The following is a 16,329-nucleotide window of genomic DNA, read 5'->3' as shown; positions in this document are numbered from 1 at the left end:
TTTTTGCTGACGATTTACAATCGAGTATATATAATTTAGATGAAGATTTTACTACATCACATGATCATAAGATTGCTATGATAGAAGCCAATAAATTGCTCGAAGATTATCTTATAAAATGTATTCAAAACATTGGTCAAAATACAAAACATGATACGAATGTAATGTCGAAGTTATCATGGACGTCCTCAAAAGTTTCATTAATCGAGCTGGTGTATGCATTACACAAGACGAAATGTTTTAATGGTGGAAATATCGACTTTAGTGAAGTTGTAAGATTTACAGAAGAGGTATTGAATATTAATTTAGGGAATTTCTATAAGACCATTGGTGAAATTAAGAATAGAAAATATAGCTCTACTAAATTTTTGCAACTGCTTACGGAAAACCTTAATGATGCTTTAATGGAAAGAGGCGATTAATGGATGAAAGTTGTTTTGTATAAATATTTTATATATAGGATTTATAATGTAGTAATTTAAAAATAAATAATTAAAAACCGTTCGGTAGTACCGGTGAGATACCGAAAAAGTTTCATGCTATTTGTTAAACTTTGTATTGATAATAAAAACGAAATATTATGAATATTGACAAAATGGAATTTGTTTCATGGATGGGGAGAATCATGACAAGATTTGACATTATGAGCGAAAAAATAAAAGAAAACCAGAATGATTTAAATAGTATTGATGGTGAGCAGTTGTTGGATAATCAAGATGTATTACAGTTGCTTAAAATTAGCCCAAGATCCTTACAGCGTTATCGATCAAATAAAAAAATACCATACTATACAATAAGTGGCAAACTATATTATAAACTTTCTGATGTGCATCAACTGATTAGAGATAGTTTTAGTAAATCTGTACGTGGTTGTAGTTGAAATATATGACAATCATATTTTATTTAAGAGATTATTATTTTGCATATTGACTAATTGTAAGTAATTTATTTATCAAATTATACCAATAAAAAAGCCCCTCCGAAGAGGGGCGTAAAAAACATAAATAATGTAAAAAAAATACGATGAGCTTAAAGGTAATAAAAAATATCTGGGGTCTTTCAATCTCGAAAAAATACTTTTGTCTTTTCCATATTCGTAACACTATATTAGTTTTCTACTAAATTAGTCTACGAAGGGCTGATGTATTCACAGACTCATATTAAAATTTATCAAGTTTGTACAGATTATAATGGAGAACTACTTGAAGTAGTAAATTTTGTTGGAATGGGGATAACAAATGGTATATAAACAGCCATCTGTTGTGGTAAGCTTATTTTCAGATGATGAAGGTTTTTTGGTAAAATATGTCCGAAATGTCAATCTTATTTTAGGACGACTCAAATCATCAAATAGACCAATTCTTATTTTATTTCTATAATGACTAGTCAAGAACGGATCTATTTTAAGCATTATAGATGAAAAATCAATAGATAGAAGAGACTCGGTCATTTCTATAAAAAAGAATTGACCATCTTTCGGTAGTCCCTGTCATTTATATCCGATACCTTGATCTTAATTCTAAAAGGCATTTCTTTTTCCTTCAAATCAACATCGATTACAATTATATCAGCAAATACCGATCTTTCGATTTTAAGCGAGCGTAATTTGTTCACAGGATATTCAACTAAAGGAAATACAATCCCTTTTTTTGATGGATGATAGTATTTGATTGAAAATATGAAACCACTATTTTCAAACTGAAATACTTTAAGATTGGTTATTTTTTTAATGATTAATATACTTATTACAAGAAATATCCCGAGTAACGGCCATCTTAATTCCATCGGTATAAGAGATTTTAAGACAAATCCACATACTGCCAAACAGCAATTGAATACAAGAAGAAATTGCCAAACCCTCATTTTTGATATTACTTTATCTTTATTCGTTACGACCATAAAATGTATTAATAATTTTTACTATAATATTTTAGTTGAATTTATATGGCAAATAGCTTTTTCCATCGAGCTACCGTATTTCTACTTAATTTGTAATGGTTAGCTAATTGTGAATTACTTAATTTGTTTTTTTTTTGGTATTGAAGTATTTCCATAATGGTATCCTGATTATAAGAACGATGCCTTTTATTAAACTTCCAACTTTCTGCAGTGACGGCCCCAAATATGATCGTGTTAAGGTCTATCACATCTAGATGTGATAATATTTGTTTATTCAATAAGCTTTCGCAGTCTTTCTTTTTATGTGGAAACCTGGTGTCCAGAATATCAGTATAAATTCTTTTGTAATCGGGCATATTTTCCATCAGATACATTTACTTATTTTTACCGGATCTTATATTTAACCATCCATCTGCGTAATGTCGATTTAGGGATCTTGTAATCATTGATCACTTCAAGATGCGTTTTTTCATTGCTTTCAATTATTTCGAGTATGTAAAATATCACTTCCTTCGTATAAAGGTTTTTCCTGAACTGCGGTAATACAGAATCAGTCGGCCTGTTATAATTCGCTCCCATGGGAGAGGTAAATAATATGAGGTGCTGCGAAAAAAAACGGAAAAAATCGTATTCTAGAAGCTTACACCATTTCAACAAGACTTTTGTCTCTAATGTATCCTGCTGATACATATTATTAATTTCCTCTTCCTTAAGCTTCATATTGCTACATATTCTATTCATATCTATACCCATTTCCATTACACGAGTTTGTATAAGGGAACCTATATGAATATCTTTAAAATCAATGTTCATTGTTATTATGCGTTTCTAATTATTTCTCGTAAAGCCCTCTCTATCTCCCTTACTTCATCGGTGCTTAACCCATGGAGGCGAAGAGAGATGGCTTCTGTATCGCCATTACTTTTTTTTATGACCATAGTCAGATTAGAATTTTCAATTGCGCAGCTTTGTAGCATTACTAATGGGAACTCCTTTAATATTCCATGATGATATCTTTTAAAAGGATGGCAATACCTGATCTTTATTTGTGCGTATGAGCTCTCAAATTCAACAACACGTATGCAGAAAGCGCAAAAGAAAAAAATAGTAAAAGAAAGGCTCCGATAATTACCGGAATATTGCTATACTTAAATCGCGTAAACCAACAACTTGCCATTATTAAGATAACAGGAAGTAAAATCAAAAAATATAACCATAAATAATCCTATATACTTTTTAGCTATTTTGAATTCTTAAAATAAAATCAAACTTTATATAAACCGCCACGTTCATAACCTCATAATTGAGATTTGCGATATCTTCAGTTTTCTTTTAAGAATAATGATCAGGAAACTTATTGGGACAATTTCTTTATTCATGGCGTTATATTTTGGTTATTTTTCTAAGAGTTTTCAAACTACACTTAAGAGTTTTATTAAAACATAATCCAACCTAGACTACATTTTATCGCAAATATAAATAATTATCTCAATTAACAGAAAAATATTAAGCCGTGGCAAATTAAAAGGTTGAAATTAAATTTTTAATAACTTATTTGGTATCATATTTTCAGTAATATGTTGGTTTTTTTTTCTTTTTTTTTAACACCCTATTGATCAATGAATTAACTTAAAATCGATATAGATAGGACTACTTTTTTTTTCTGTAAATTTGCTGACAATTTACATAGAACCGATGGCAACCAAAGTATCCCAATCCGGTGCAATTGTGGCTAAATCCCCAATTCAATTAGGAAGCACCATTAAATAGAAGGTTTAGTGATGAAAGCGTTTTCACTTCCGATAATATGGTTTTAAACTCTCGGATTATTTTTTTTCCTCGTTACTTGCATTTCGATTTTTTAACAATTGTTATCGTTCAGACATTTGCTACTTCTCAACTTTGGAGTAGGTAATAAAGCAAAGTAAAAATGAATGTAGTAATAGTATTTAATCATCCTTACGAGGGAAGTTTTGGAAACGCAATTTTGAATTCTGTGACCAGGGGACTTAACGGTGCAAATCACGAGATAGACCTGATGCATCTTGACAATGATGGATTTAATCCCGTAATGTCAAAGGCAGATTTGAAAGCATTTGTGGATCACAAACCTGTGGATCCACAAGTAATAGACTATAATGAACGTCTGGAAAAAGCAGACCACCTGTTTTTTATTTTTCCTATCTGGTGGGATTTGATGCCCGCAATGACCAAAGGATTTGTTGATAGGGTTCTTACTCCCGGAGTTGTTTACGACCACCATCCAAGGGGATTTGGTTTGGTACCCCTTTTAAAAAACTTAAAAGGTGTGACAGTCATCACAACCATGAATAAACCTAAGATAATGTACTCCCTGCTTATTGGTAACTTAATTAAGAAAGCAATGATAAAAAGTGTTTTCAAAACTATGGGATACAAGAATCTTAAATGGATCAGCTTTAACATGGTAAAGTCAGTCAGTCAGGAAAAAAGGGTGAAATGGTTAAAGAATATTGAAGCCAGATTTTCAAAGATTCAATAAGGGTAATTACATGTTTAAATATTCAAAACACAATTATATTAAAATATTGACATCGTTTAAATAGAAGACTTACCTGAAAATTCCTTTAAATTCAGTTTTGGCTAGCCGATATACTTAGTACAATAAAATATATTGTTTGCTGATAATATTATAAGGCATTTGTCGTACTTCATGGCTTCGTAGACTTAAAGATAATTATTTTAGTTTAGCTTTTAATATTTCATAAGGCGTTTTTCCTTTAAAAGATCCATGTGGCCTATTGAAATTATAAAAATTTTCCCATTGCTGTAATTTTTGATTCAAATCTACGTCGTCAGTATAACTTAAAAGTTGATAAAATTCTTTTTTATCTGTTAAGTGCGAGCGTTCAACTTTACCATTTAATTGAGGTGTTCCGACTTTTATAAATCGATGTTTTATACCTAAATCCTGTACATGCCAATGAAACTTAGATTGAAATTCATGCCCATTATCTGTTTGTATGGTGTTAATTCTGAAAGGAAATTTTTCGATAACACAGTTTATAAAATCAATGGAACTTTCTTGTGTATGTTTATCGTATATTTTTAAAGTCCTGATGCGCGTTGCATCATCGATTGCTGTGTATTGATACCTTTTTATCTTTATTCCACCTTCATTTGTGAAAATTAGAAACTTAACATCTACTTGAACATGGTGTCCAGGGGTCTATTTTCTGTACAACACAAATTCCCTTTAAGTTAATTTGCTTTTATTAGGATAACAATTGATGGTTGATTTGAAATTACCTGCTGCCCTTATTGGTTTTGTTAAGCAGTAGATGCGAATCCTAAAGTAAATGAATAGATAGTTTAATAGTTTGAATTATTTAGATTGGTTGCGAGATCTTTGACTAAAATTTGGTAATGATGTGAAGGATCTACTACCCGTATCAATCCAAAATTTTTTACGAATTTTCTACTGTTTTCATTGCAGTTTTCAAATGCTAATAACAAAAATCCACACTTCATAGCAAGTTGAGTTAAAAATTTTAAAAAATCAGTTCCATGTCCCTTTCTAGTTTGATCATAAAATAGTCGAGCAACAACTAAGGTTTCTTTACCTTTATAATGTTTATCATCATCAAAGAGTCTAAGATGGATGTCGAACTTACGACTACAAGCAGTTATCGTTCCAGAACTAAAAGAAAAATGTGCGAATTCTTTTTTATATTGAAAGCGCTTACATAAATACCCGTTAAGTTCTTTTAAAATATATTCATGTTTGATCGTTCTTGTTGAAGTGATTCTATAGTTTTTCATAGAATTGGCAATGGTTTCTTTTTGCTATTACAATATAAGGAATAATTAAATCTTATAATCTTGTTTGGTGCCATCCCATGATTTCGTAAATTTTAAGAGAAGAGGGGAGAAATTAAATAATTTCTATTGTCTATTTTTCACATTCCCTGAAAGTAAGGATGGCGAATAATTTTGTTGCTTTTCAACTCTGCATAATTTACTTCGCACAGTAATCCGGGCTTAAGCCAAGTAATATTTCGAATGTGAAGGGTTGGGTCTAAATCGGGATGGCTTATTCACATCTGGTTCTTCTGAAAAGGTTTTTTGTAGCTAATGGTTTGAGAAGGTCCATCGTCTCCTGCTGATCTTATCATTAAGTCCTGTTCCGACCTTCTTGTATAATAAGTTTTTTTGCTGGTAAGCTATTGTGAAACAGTTGTTTACATGGTTGGTTTTAAAGTGTTAATCATTTCCTTTTGCTGATCAACCTCCCATTTTACTTTAGCTGACTGAAAGCTAATTAAAATCATTAAGTTCTATATTATTAACAACAATAATTCAATGAAGTCAAACTATTTTCTTTCTATGTTTTCTTTTTTATCTTTGATTTCTAATTGTTCCTAAATATATTGGTATTATTCCTCTTGTCGATTTAATTATTTCTGGCGGAACTTTCCAATTTTTAATTTTATTGACATAAGATTTAAAATCACAATCATTACTAGAATTGTGATAGTTTAAAAACTACATCTAGTTAGTGATAATATGACTTATTATCATGTAGTGTAAAAAAAGCATAATTCTACATTTGTAATATATTTTTAGTGAAAATTATAAGTTCAAGATGACAGTTATCTTATCTTAAAATCAAGTTAAATTAAAAACAAATGAAAGTATCTGTTGCGCTATGTACATATAATGGCGAGAAATATTTATCCCAGCAGCTAGAATCCATACTGAAGCAAAGTCAGTTTGCAAATGAAATTATAATTTGTGATGATAATTCCACTGATAGTACAATAGAAATCCTATCTAATTATAAGAATCAGTATCCTAGTATTATCAAAATATTTAGAAATGAAGTTAATGTAGGATACATAAAGAACTTTGAAAAGGCTATTAATTTATGTTCTTATGATTTAATCTTTTTATCTGATCAGGATGATATTTGGAGTAATAATAAAATTCAAAAAGTAAGAGATTTTGCAGAGAACAATCCTGATTATAATATATTCAGCCATAAAGTAAAATTATTGAAAGAAAATGTAGAAATTATTGAAAGTCCATTTTGGAAAGGCAGTAATTTTAATGAAGATTTTAATAATACAGAAGTATTGCAATATCTTCTTTTTGAAAGAAATGTTTTTCCAGGAATGACATTGATTATTACTCAAGATGCTAAAAAAAATTATCTTCCTTTCAAAAATGTACATCCTGTAATTATTCATGATTATGAATTAGTACTAAAATCATGCAGAGACGAAAAATTTGCTATAATCCCAGAGGCGCTTTCTTTATACAGAATTCATGAGAATCAAAGTATAGGATTGAACAGTCAGGGAGAACACAAAAGCGAAAAGGAAATTATTTACAACAAAATAAAAAGAATTTATTTTGTTGTAAATGCTGTTCATCAATTGAACTTAAATCCAAAATTAATAACAGAATATAAAGAAAAATGCAGACATGATTATAAAAAGTTCATTAAAAATATTAAATTCCCAAAAAATTTGATAATGTCCTTGAAGTTTAAATATTATTATAAAATTTTGGACGATATTATTTAATATAAAAAACGAAAAATCTCGATTAAATTAGTCCGATATAGATTTATTCTTCTGATTTAACTTGAGCCTGTTAGACGACTTTCATTATTCTTTTTATCTGCTATTCCTTTGCATTAAATACATTATAGAAACACTTTTAAAATCAAATGACTGGTCCTGAAAAATCGATACAGATTATTAATGACAAAATAGTAATTAAACTAGAGCAAAAAGACACTATCCAACGAGGATGTAAGTTAAAAAGCTAGGCTTTGATTTTACAATCTGAGCCTTTTTTCAAAAATAATAACAACACAAATTTGGGTTTGAGATTCAGGAAAGACAGAACGGATAGTTTGGGTAAATCCGTTCAAATTATTGATGGTGGTGATTACAATACCCTCCACACCACAGGCTTTTAAATCAGTGAGAACATCCATCCAGAAAGCTGATCTTTCATTTTTTCCAAGGCACATCCCCAATACTTCTTTTCTTCCGTGATATTTTTTTTCTTCACAAGCAAAAATATTTGGATTGAATAGTAGATGAGAATTCTTGCCTTTATGCGCATTTACTTCTTTTCTCAGGCTATCAGTTTTATTTTTAAGTTTATTAATCTGTTGTGTTTTTCAAAAGCGGGCTGTTTATAAACCCTTAAAAATCCTTTTGTAATTCTCAATAGGCTTATCGTTTTGATATGCTATGTTGAAATTCAAAAAAATCTGATTCCTTTACAATTAAATCCTCAAATTTTTGAGAACCAATTTCAGTTTTTAATTCTTCAATTTTTTCTTTCAGGGCTTTATATTCTTTCCTTTTCTGAATTTTAAACTCAATGGCCTTGATCCTGAAATACCCCTTTCCATTTCCAGGCATTCTGTCGTGATATCCTGCATTTTAGAATAATAATGATGGTAGTATCCTTCGTCCTTATGAATGGCAATCTGAAATATCCTTTCTTAACTCTAAGATTTAACATTATATAAAATCAACAATTCACACTTATAGCCGCACTGTTGTTTTTTTTGAACTTAATAATATATTTTTCCATTTGACAGCTGGACAATATTCATCTTCTCCATCTTCTTTACCGTTCTGGTGACGGCTTCAACGCAAAGCCCTGTTAGATTAGCAATCTGCTGGCGGCTAAAAGGAACGTAAAATCCATATCTCTTTGTCTCTGAGTTGAACTTCTTAAAGTAGTCAAGGACTGCCTTAATCTTAATAACAGAATTGGTCGTAGAATTATTAAACAACATAATGTACTTATAATAAAGCCGGTCTGAAAGACATCTGAATAAATCCATCATACAATTCTGGTCTGTCATTAAAAGATCAATAAAATTAGATTTAACTAGTTTCAATATCCTGCATGGTGTCTTGGTAACTGCATCCATTGGATATTATGATCACTGAAAAGAAGAGATTTCCCAACGCTTTGACCGTCAGAAAGAATGTTTAATGTAAATTCCTTACCATCTTCATGGTAATTGTTCAATTCGACTGTTCCAGGCACTATTTGAAAAAAAAAGCGGGGCAATCATCTTTCCTGAATAGAACCTCTCCGGGTCCGTACTCCTGATATTCTGCTCCATTTTGCAGTAATAGATCTTCATTGATTATCATATTATTAGTGTTTAAATTGTAGAAAAAAATAAAAACTATTAATGAACAATTGTGATGATCTTATTAGAAAAATAAGACAACTTTTTGATCATAATAAATTACAGATATGCATTGTTATTCTCTTTGTAAAATCGTTCAGTTAACCATAAAAGTTAATTATAAAGGGGGATGATTAATCTTCCGTATGGAGTTTGATGTGGATCGAATCCGGAACTGTAGAAGCAGTTAAATCAGGTAACGTTTTGACCGTTTCGGATCTTTTATCATTCATAGTTGATTTTTTGTTGTCATTATTGATATATTGCATTTCAGATTTGGTGCAGCATATCAAAAGAAACAAAATAGAGACCAATAGATATTCTATATTCTTGAATTTGGTTTTTAAGTTTAAAAAAGATCTTTTACAGTTGAATAACTCGCTACCGTAAAAAACGGAGTAGATTAACAATACACACACACAGCACCGGCAACTGGGTTGCAATAGTTCTGAATCCCCAAGATTATCAGACTCAATGACTAACCAGAAGATGTTATATACATGTTAATAAAAATGAAACTTAGATTTTTTTTCCGATACCTATCAGAAAAAAACAATTTTGTGCAGAGATTTAATCTGTTACCGGATAGCACTTACAAGTAAATGTGCTATGGTAAAAATGATTCATCAGAATAACTGAATATATTTAAATAGGATTTTAGAGTTATATCTCAAATAAAATATCAATATATAGGGTAGTTCTATAGAAAGTCCTGTAAGGGAAGCCAGTTGTTGTCTAGCATGTGGAATCTCTAATGAAAATTTATCCTTATTTTCGTTTTTTTCAATGTTAATAATTATTAGTAATAGTTCTTTTTTAGTAATCTGTTTCTATAAATTTAATGAAAAAACAGATGCTAATAAGAAAAGGGTACAATATAATATTTTTCTCAAAACAGTAATAAATCATATGGAAAATAAAATAAAGTAGGACTGCTATATAAATTTATATGGTAATCGATTTATTTATATTATATTTACAGCATGGCTTTTTAAAAATGTTCCCTATTTGTTCCCTGAGAGTCGGGAATATCTATTAACAAGTGATTTCTAAGTTTTGTATCGGAAAGTAGAAATTATGTAAATTCTATTCTAATAGGATTCAAAGGCTTTTATAAAAATAGAGGCGAGCTATTAGCTCGCCTCTACAGTATTCATATTAGCTTAAATTTCGATGCTAAAAATAAAGCAATGGGTGTGCTATATATCCGGAGTTATTCTGAAAGTTTAAAAACAAACTCATTTCTCGGATCTTTTTTATAGGCATCTTTTTGAGTAACCGGTGAAATACCAAAAAGAGGGGAGTAGGTTTTTACTTTTACGGTTTTATTATCAGGATAGAACTCAATAATTCTGAGCCAGCCATCACCTCCGTTACCATCACGATGACCACCGCCTTCACTTTGCATATCAAAAAGCATTTGATTCACGTTTTTCCCGTAACTATTGCGATCTACACGGAAGCCCTCACCGGAGATATGACCACTTAGCACGAGCTCGAGGTTTTGAGACGGCTGTATGAGCTTTTGCCATATCTGTTCGCCGTTATTGGACTCTGGAAGAATGATGGTTTTGGATTTTTGAGGGACATTGTTTATTAAAAAAGGCTTATACATGAACCATGAATTATCTTTATCCGTTCTCTTGTCTTTCTCATTAAGAAAGGCGTGGGTTATTAAAATCGATTTATGATTTTTGTATTGAGGCATATCCAACACTTTTTTAGCCCATTCCAACGTTTTATTTCTCGGTGCAAATTCAAGGCTAAGAAATAAATAATCGATACCATTTAATCCTTTAAGTTCCAAAACAGAGTTTTCCATGCTTGGAGCACCGGCATCATTAAAAAAGTTTTGTGCTAAATATTTCTGATTTAAACGATTAAAATTAGAAGGAAAAAACTTATAGCGGGAAAACCTTCTGCCTTCATCATTAATACTAAAGTCATGGTTTCCTGTTGCAGCTACGTAGGGTACTTTTCCATTGAGTCTTCCCAGGATTGACTGCACGGATTTCCATTGGTCATCTGCACTTTGGTCTCCGTCATATCCCTGATTAAGAATATTATTATGTTCCACCAAATCCCCAACCTGGCAAACCATTTTAATATTAAGTGGAGAGATATTGTCCTCAATCCATCTTACCATCAGATCTAAAATAGGCTGATTTTTATTCCATTTCACATAGTTTTGCGTATCTGGGATCAGAACGATACTCCATGATTTTTCATTGTCTAATTTTGGAGCTTGAAATTTTTCTTGCGCAAAAAGCACAGCAGATAGCAGTAACAAAAATAGCGATATATTCTTTTTCATATATTCTCTTTTTTATAATTAATATCCAGGATTTTGTTTTAGAGAAGGATTTGCATCCATTTCCGATTGTGGTATTGGCCAGTACTCATCTTTATTTATTCTGTAAACCACTTCCTGTGTTGAAAAATATACTGAAGCTTGTGAATGATTATAAATAGGATTTGCACTTTCATCAAAGCCTGTTACTACTGATTTAGTCCAATTGTTTGCATTACGGTTTAGGTATAAATAGCCGTTCATCACATTATTGGCGATATTCCAACGTCTGATGTCATACCATCTTAATCCGTCATTTGCTAATTCTACTTTTCGTTCATATCGGAGTGCTTTTCTCAATTGAGCTTGTGACATTCCGGTATTTAAAGCGGGCATTTTTGCGCGGGCTCTGATTTGGTTAATCACGTCATAAACGGAATTATCCAAGTCATTCGACTCAATTTTTGCTTCTGCATAAATCAACATTAATTCCGGTAACCTGAAAATTCCAACATTTAAATCTGAATTTCCACTTACAGAGGTCGAATTAAAGTCAGCAATATCAACCACTTTTCTCCATAGATAGCCACTGAAAGATCGATACGCATTCGTAGCGTCGGCATTGGTAACCTGTGTTGGTGCGCCAACTGACCAGTAGTTGTTTACTTTTGCGAAAGAGGTATTCGGTTCAAATTGGTATCCGAGATATCTTGAGTGTGGTCGTGCGGTATACATGTCAAGACGCGGATCCCTGTTTTTAAAAGGGTTTGCTTCATCATACAGCGGAGACTCAATTATTGAGAGACCATCTGTCATCTCATAAGAATCTATAAGGTTTTGAGTAGGTCCCCAGTAGCAAACTCCTTTACCCAAACGGGATGCTGCATAATATTGCTGATTATGCAGGTATCCTGGTACATTCATATTGTATTCTGCCACCCAAATCCATTCTTTACTATTAGCAAAGCCACTATGCCCAAATATATTACTGGGATCCGGCTCTCCTACGGTATGATCTTTACCGGCATAATTCACAGAAGAATTGAATGGTGTTAAACTATAAACACCTGCTCCTAAGTCTAAGGCCTGTTTTGAAGTGATCGCCGCCGCCGCGTATTGTTTAGAATAAAGTTCAACCCTGGCTTTTAACATTAAGGCGGCTATACGGGATGCGCGCACATTTCCGAACTGCGATTGTGATATCGGAAGTTGTGGTGCAACCGCTCCAAGTTCGTTAATAATAAATTGTTGAATTTCAGCAACAGGTGTTCTGGGAACATTAGCATTTTCAAGCGTAACAGCTGCTTTTATTAATGGAACATCTCCGTAAAGCTCGATAAGCTGAGAATAGCAATAAGCACGAATAAATCTCAATTCCGAACCAAGCTCCGCCTTTTGCCCTTCGGTAAGTCCTGAAATTCCATCCAATTTATCGAGTACAGCATGACATCTTGCAATGGTCTGATAATGAACTTCCCATGGTTTTATAGCCAATGCATTGGTTGTAGTAAGAGAACTTGTGATAGGTGATGTATAATTGGTTCCAGGTCTTGCATACCCAATGTCTGTAATATTATCCATTACGTGCCACATCGGAGTACTGGCAGCATCCAAGGTACTTAAGTTTCTATAAGCTGCAAAAAGACCCATTTTTCCTTCTTCATAAGATGCGGGAAAAGTCCCGGATGTTGGTCCGTTAAGCGGTTCTAAATCCATATCGGCGCTTGTGCACGAGGTGATTATGGCTAATAAAAATATTTTTAAAAAGTTTTTCATTTTTTTTAAATTAAAATTTAACATCGATACCGAATGAGAATGTTTTTACCTGTGGATAATAGTTTCCGCCTCCCAAAGCAACACCGTCAGAACTACCCAGATTGTAATTGATTTCCGGGTCATAGCCCTCATAGAATTTTGTGAAAGTGAAGAGGTTTTGTCCATTGAGGTAGATATAAACACTCTGCAGGAATGTTTTGTCTATAAAAGATTTAGGTAATTCATAGCCTATCTGTACATTTTTAAGACGCATATAAGCGGCGCTTTTCATCCACTTTGTCGAGTTTTGTGTATTGTTTGTTGAAGTTAGGGAAACACGGGGAAATTGAGCATCGGTATTTTCCGGGGTCCAATAATCGAGTTGCCAAGGTTTCACAGCACTTGAGTTTACGGCAGGAATTACGTAGTGTGAATCCAAATACCCATCAACTTTTCCAACACCCTGTATTAGTGCTGATAACCTGAAGCCTTTATAAGAAAGATCCATATTAAAACCGTATGTATATCGGGGAATTGTACTTCCGATAATGGTTCTGTCAGCATCAGTAATTTTTCCGTCACCGATTGGGTTACCATTAGCATCAAAAGCTCCGGCAATATCCTTGTATCGGATATCTCCCGGTTTTAAAGTTCCAAATTGTGTTGGACCGGCATCAATTTCTGCCTGACTTTGGTATAAGCCATCAGCGATAAAGCCGTAAATGGAGTTCACGGAAGAACCAACCTGCTGGCGAAGAAGTGTTCCGGAAGACTGGCCTTTCATATCAATAATTTTATTATTGACGTCAGAAAGATTAAAGCCGATATTCATTTTAAAATCACCCCATTTTTCATTATACTGTGCACCTATTTCCCAACCTTTGTTGCTTACTGTTGCCGCGTTTTGAACGGGTGCCTGTAAACCTGTAAGCTGAGATGTGTTTAATCTTAAAAGAATACCATCGGTTTTTTTATCATAAATATCAAAAGAAAGGTCTAATTTTTTCCATAAGGATAAATCAACACCAACACCTGACATGGTGGTTTCTTCCCACTTCAAATTGGGATTGGACATAATTAATTGCTGTATGGTCTGATATACTTGTCCGTTCATAGAAGTACTTCCCAATGATAATGGTTCTGAAAACGGATAATAAGAAGAACTGATATTCTGATTTCCTAATTTACCCCAGGATCCTCTCAGTTTTAATTGGCTGATTGTTCCTCTTAAGCTTTCGAAAAAGCTTTCTCTCGAAACCACCCAACCGGCAGAAAATGATGGAAAGACTGCCCAACGGTTTTTACCAATAAACCTTGAAGTGCCATCGTATCTTACGTTAGCTTCAAATAAATATTTTTGATCGTAATTATAATTTAATCTACCAAAAGCAGAAACCAATAGCCATTCGTATTCCGAACCTGCATTATCCTTGGTTTCATTATCTGCACCGGCATCCAGCTGTTCGTAATTATCATATAGAAAGTCCCTTCTGTATCCGGATAATATTTTTTCATTATAAGTTTCTCTTGAAGTTCCGGCAAGAAGCTCAAAACTATGCTTACCAAATTCTTTTTTTGCATCGGCCTGGAATTGATATGTTCCATAAAACTGACGTCTTGCAGATTCTGTAAGCTCTGTAAAAGTGTTGGCAGAACCCGCTTCAGTTCCGTCTTCATAATAGGTGGGTACACTTTTTCTGAAAAGATGGATATTGGTAGTATGATATCGTGGAGCAACAAGACCTTTTAAGGTCAGCCAATCTGTAGGTTTGTAAGAAATATTCATATTTCCTATAAACTCTAAGTCGTTTTGGGTGCGATTTCCACCATTTTCGATAAAACCAACCGGATTGATTTTTACCCATCCGTCAGAATAGTTATTGCCATAATAAATTGGAATATTTGTAGGCATTCTTCCAAGATAATTCCAGATGGTGCCTTCATCAGCAATCTGTTTTCTGTCTTTGTTTACCACTGACATATCCAGTCTGATATTCCATTGGTCGTTAGGGGTAATATCCATATTATTACGGAAAGTAAATCTCGTAAAGTCGGTATTTTTAATAATACCTTCCTGTTTTGAATACCCGAACGATGGTGATACACTGATAATTCCGGATTTTGCGGATAACGAAAAATAATGGTCCTGCAAGAATCCACTTCCCTGAAGGATCGCTTTTTGCCAGTCATAGTTGCTGGGGTTTTTGTTGTATGCTTCTGTAAAAGCACTTATAGCCTCATCACTGTAGATCTTTGTGCCATTGTCATTCATACTGGCATCATTAAATACTTTCATGTAGGTAAGACCATCAGTAACTTTTGGTATTGCCGTTGCCATTTGCCAGCCTGTATACACTCTATATTGGGCAGATAATTTATTCCCCTTAGCTCGTTTTGTGGTTACAAGAATAACCCCACCAGCTGCTCTGGAACCATATATTGCAGCAGAAGCAGCATCTTTAAGGACGGAAATAGACTCAATCATGTTGACATCAACATCATTGATGTTTCCTGCAACACCGTCAATAATAACAAGTGGATTGCTGTCGGAGCCTCCAAAACTGTTGATCCCTCTGATTCTGATATTCCCGGCATCACCGCCAGGTGCCCCAGTTTGTGTGGTCACCGTAACACCGGGTGCAAGACCCTGTAAAGCATTTCCAGCCGAAAGTATTGGTTGTCCGTTTGCTGATGAGCCTTTCACAACAGATACGGATCCTGTTATAATGGATTTCTTTTGTGTACCATATCCAACCACCACTACTTCTTCTATTTTTTTCTCCTGTTGGTTTATAGTATCGTTTTGGGGTTTTATTTCATTTTCAGTAAAAGAATTATTAGAAGTTAATTTTCTAAGGATGACCGTGTTGTTCTGAATTTGATAATCCAAAGGAACATTCTTTTTCAGGTATCCTAAACTTTGCTGTAATGATGAATAGTTGATTTTGCTTTCATCTACCCAAATATTTTTAAAATCTGAAGCAGAATAAAAGAACTTAGTATGGGTAGATTTCTCTAATTTTTTAAGTATTTTGACTAATAGTACCTGTTTTTGATTGTTGGTGACAGGCATGTTAGCTTGGGTTTGTGCATAATTTAGCACAGGCAGTCCCATAGCTACGAGTAAAGCAATAGAAATTGCAGTTTTTTTCATAAATTTGAAGAGTTAATTTAT

Annotated in this window: 14 protein-coding genes and 2 pseudogenes; 4 read left to right on the top strand and 12 right to left on the bottom strand. The window is 33.0% G+C overall.

Annotated elements, in window-relative coordinates; translation table 11 throughout:
• Both J7E44_RS22385 and J7E44_RS22380 read left to right on the top strand, forming a co-directional pair.
• On the top strand, positions 1 to 422 hold a 422-nt coding region (locus tag J7E44_RS22385; RefSeq protein WP_214834023.1), incomplete at its 5' end, for an RteC domain-containing protein.
• A 158-nt stretch (positions 423 to 580) separates the two neighbouring features.
• On the top strand, positions 581 to 880 hold the full coding sequence (locus J7E44_RS22380; protein ID WP_214834020.1) for a helix-turn-helix domain-containing protein: 300 nt from the start codon (positions 581 to 583) through the stop codon (positions 878 to 880).
• A 572-nt stretch (positions 881 to 1,452) separates the two neighbouring features.
• On the opposite strand, the gene J7E44_RS22375 is transcribed toward J7E44_RS22380, so the two are convergent.
• The 3 genes from J7E44_RS22375 to J7E44_RS22365 form a co-directional block, all read right to left on the bottom strand.
• Positions 1,453 to 1,785 carry a hypothetical protein gene (locus J7E44_RS22375; protein ID WP_214834017.1) on the bottom strand — a complete coding sequence of 111 codons (333 nt, stop codon included), beginning with the start codon at positions 1,783 to 1,785 and terminating at the stop codon, positions 1,453 to 1,455.
• Positions 1,786 to 1,940: 155 nt separating this feature from the next.
• Positions 1,941 to 2,255: a helix-turn-helix domain-containing protein gene (locus J7E44_RS22370; protein ID WP_353050514.1), complete on the bottom strand. Its 315-nt coding sequence runs from the start codon at positions 2,253 to 2,255 to the stop codon at positions 1,941 to 1,943.
• A gap of 28 nt (positions 2,256 to 2,283) precedes the next feature.
• Complete coding sequence (locus J7E44_RS22365; protein WP_214834012.1) at positions 2,284 to 2,712, bottom strand: transposase; 429 nt, start codon at positions 2,710 to 2,712, stop codon at positions 2,284 to 2,286.
• A gap of 1,117 nt (positions 2,713 to 3,829) precedes the next feature.
• Here J7E44_RS22365 and J7E44_RS22360 point away from each other — a divergent pair.
• Positions 3,830 to 4,420 carry an NAD(P)H-dependent oxidoreductase gene (locus J7E44_RS22360; protein ID WP_214834009.1) on the top strand — a complete coding sequence of 197 codons (591 nt, stop codon included), beginning with the start codon at positions 3,830 to 3,832 and terminating at the stop codon, positions 4,418 to 4,420.
• Between the two features lie 195 nt (positions 4,421 to 4,615).
• Here the strand turns inward: J7E44_RS22360 and J7E44_RS22355 are convergent.
• The 3 genes and pseudogenes from J7E44_RS22355 to J7E44_RS24330 all read right to left on the bottom strand — a co-directional run.
• Positions 4,616 to 5,104, bottom strand: a pseudogene (locus tag J7E44_RS22355) (integrase core domain-containing protein); the annotation flags it as partial.
• A 146-nt stretch (positions 5,105 to 5,250) separates the two neighbouring features.
• On the bottom strand, positions 5,251 to 5,700 hold the full coding sequence (locus tag J7E44_RS22350; RefSeq protein WP_214834006.1) for a hypothetical protein: 450 nt from the start codon (positions 5,698 to 5,700) through the stop codon (positions 5,251 to 5,253).
• A gap of 137 nt (positions 5,701 to 5,837) precedes the next feature.
• On the bottom strand, positions 5,838 to 5,909 hold the full coding sequence (locus J7E44_RS24330) for a hypothetical protein (RefSeq protein WP_502757521.1): 72 nt from the start codon (positions 5,907 to 5,909) through the stop codon (positions 5,838 to 5,840).
• Between the two features lie 657 nt (positions 5,910 to 6,566).
• Here J7E44_RS24330 and J7E44_RS22345 point away from each other — a divergent pair.
• Complete coding sequence (locus J7E44_RS22345) at positions 6,567 to 7,466, top strand: glycosyltransferase (protein ID WP_214834003.1); 900 nt, start codon at positions 6,567 to 6,569, stop codon at positions 7,464 to 7,466.
• A gap of 287 nt (positions 7,467 to 7,753) precedes the next feature.
• On the opposite strand, the pseudogene J7E44_RS22340 reads toward J7E44_RS22345, so the two are convergent.
• From J7E44_RS22340 to J7E44_RS22315, 6 genes and pseudogenes are all read right to left on the bottom strand, one after another.
• Positions 7,754 to 7,942: pseudogene (locus J7E44_RS22340) on the bottom strand (transposase); the annotation flags it as partial.
• Between the two features lie 534 nt (positions 7,943 to 8,476).
• Positions 8,477 to 8,755 (bottom strand): helix-turn-helix domain-containing protein, encoded by a 279-nt coding sequence (locus tag J7E44_RS22335; RefSeq protein ID WP_214834000.1) that lies wholly within the window; start codon positions 8,753 to 8,755, stop codon positions 8,477 to 8,479.
• Positions 8,756 to 8,805: 50 nt separating this feature from the next.
• Positions 8,806 to 8,961 (bottom strand): cyclic nucleotide-binding domain-containing protein, encoded by a 156-nt coding sequence (locus J7E44_RS22330; RefSeq protein ID WP_214833997.1) that lies wholly within the window; start codon positions 8,959 to 8,961, stop codon positions 8,806 to 8,808.
• Between the two features lie 1,361 nt (positions 8,962 to 10,322).
• Complete coding sequence (locus J7E44_RS22325; RefSeq protein ID WP_214833994.1) at positions 10,323 to 11,423, bottom strand: metallophosphoesterase; 1,101 nt, start codon at positions 11,421 to 11,423, stop codon at positions 10,323 to 10,325.
• A gap of 18 nt (positions 11,424 to 11,441) precedes the next feature.
• Complete coding sequence (locus J7E44_RS22320) at positions 11,442 to 13,175, bottom strand: RagB/SusD family nutrient uptake outer membrane protein (RefSeq protein ID WP_214833991.1); 1,734 nt, start codon at positions 13,173 to 13,175, stop codon at positions 11,442 to 11,444.
• Positions 13,176 to 13,185: 10 nt separating this feature from the next.
• Positions 13,186 to 16,308: a SusC/RagA family TonB-linked outer membrane protein gene (locus tag J7E44_RS22315; protein WP_214833988.1), complete on the bottom strand. Its 3,123-nt coding sequence runs from the start codon at positions 16,306 to 16,308 to the stop codon at positions 13,186 to 13,188.
• Positions 16,309 to 16,329: the final 21 nt, after the last annotated feature.

This window comes from Chryseobacterium sp. ISL-6 (assembly GCF_018613715.1).
GTDB classification, from domain to species: domain Bacteria; phylum Bacteroidota; class Bacteroidia; order Flavobacteriales; family Weeksellaceae; genus Chryseobacterium; species Chryseobacterium paludis.
This window is presented reverse-complemented; position numbering and strand designations above follow the sequence as displayed.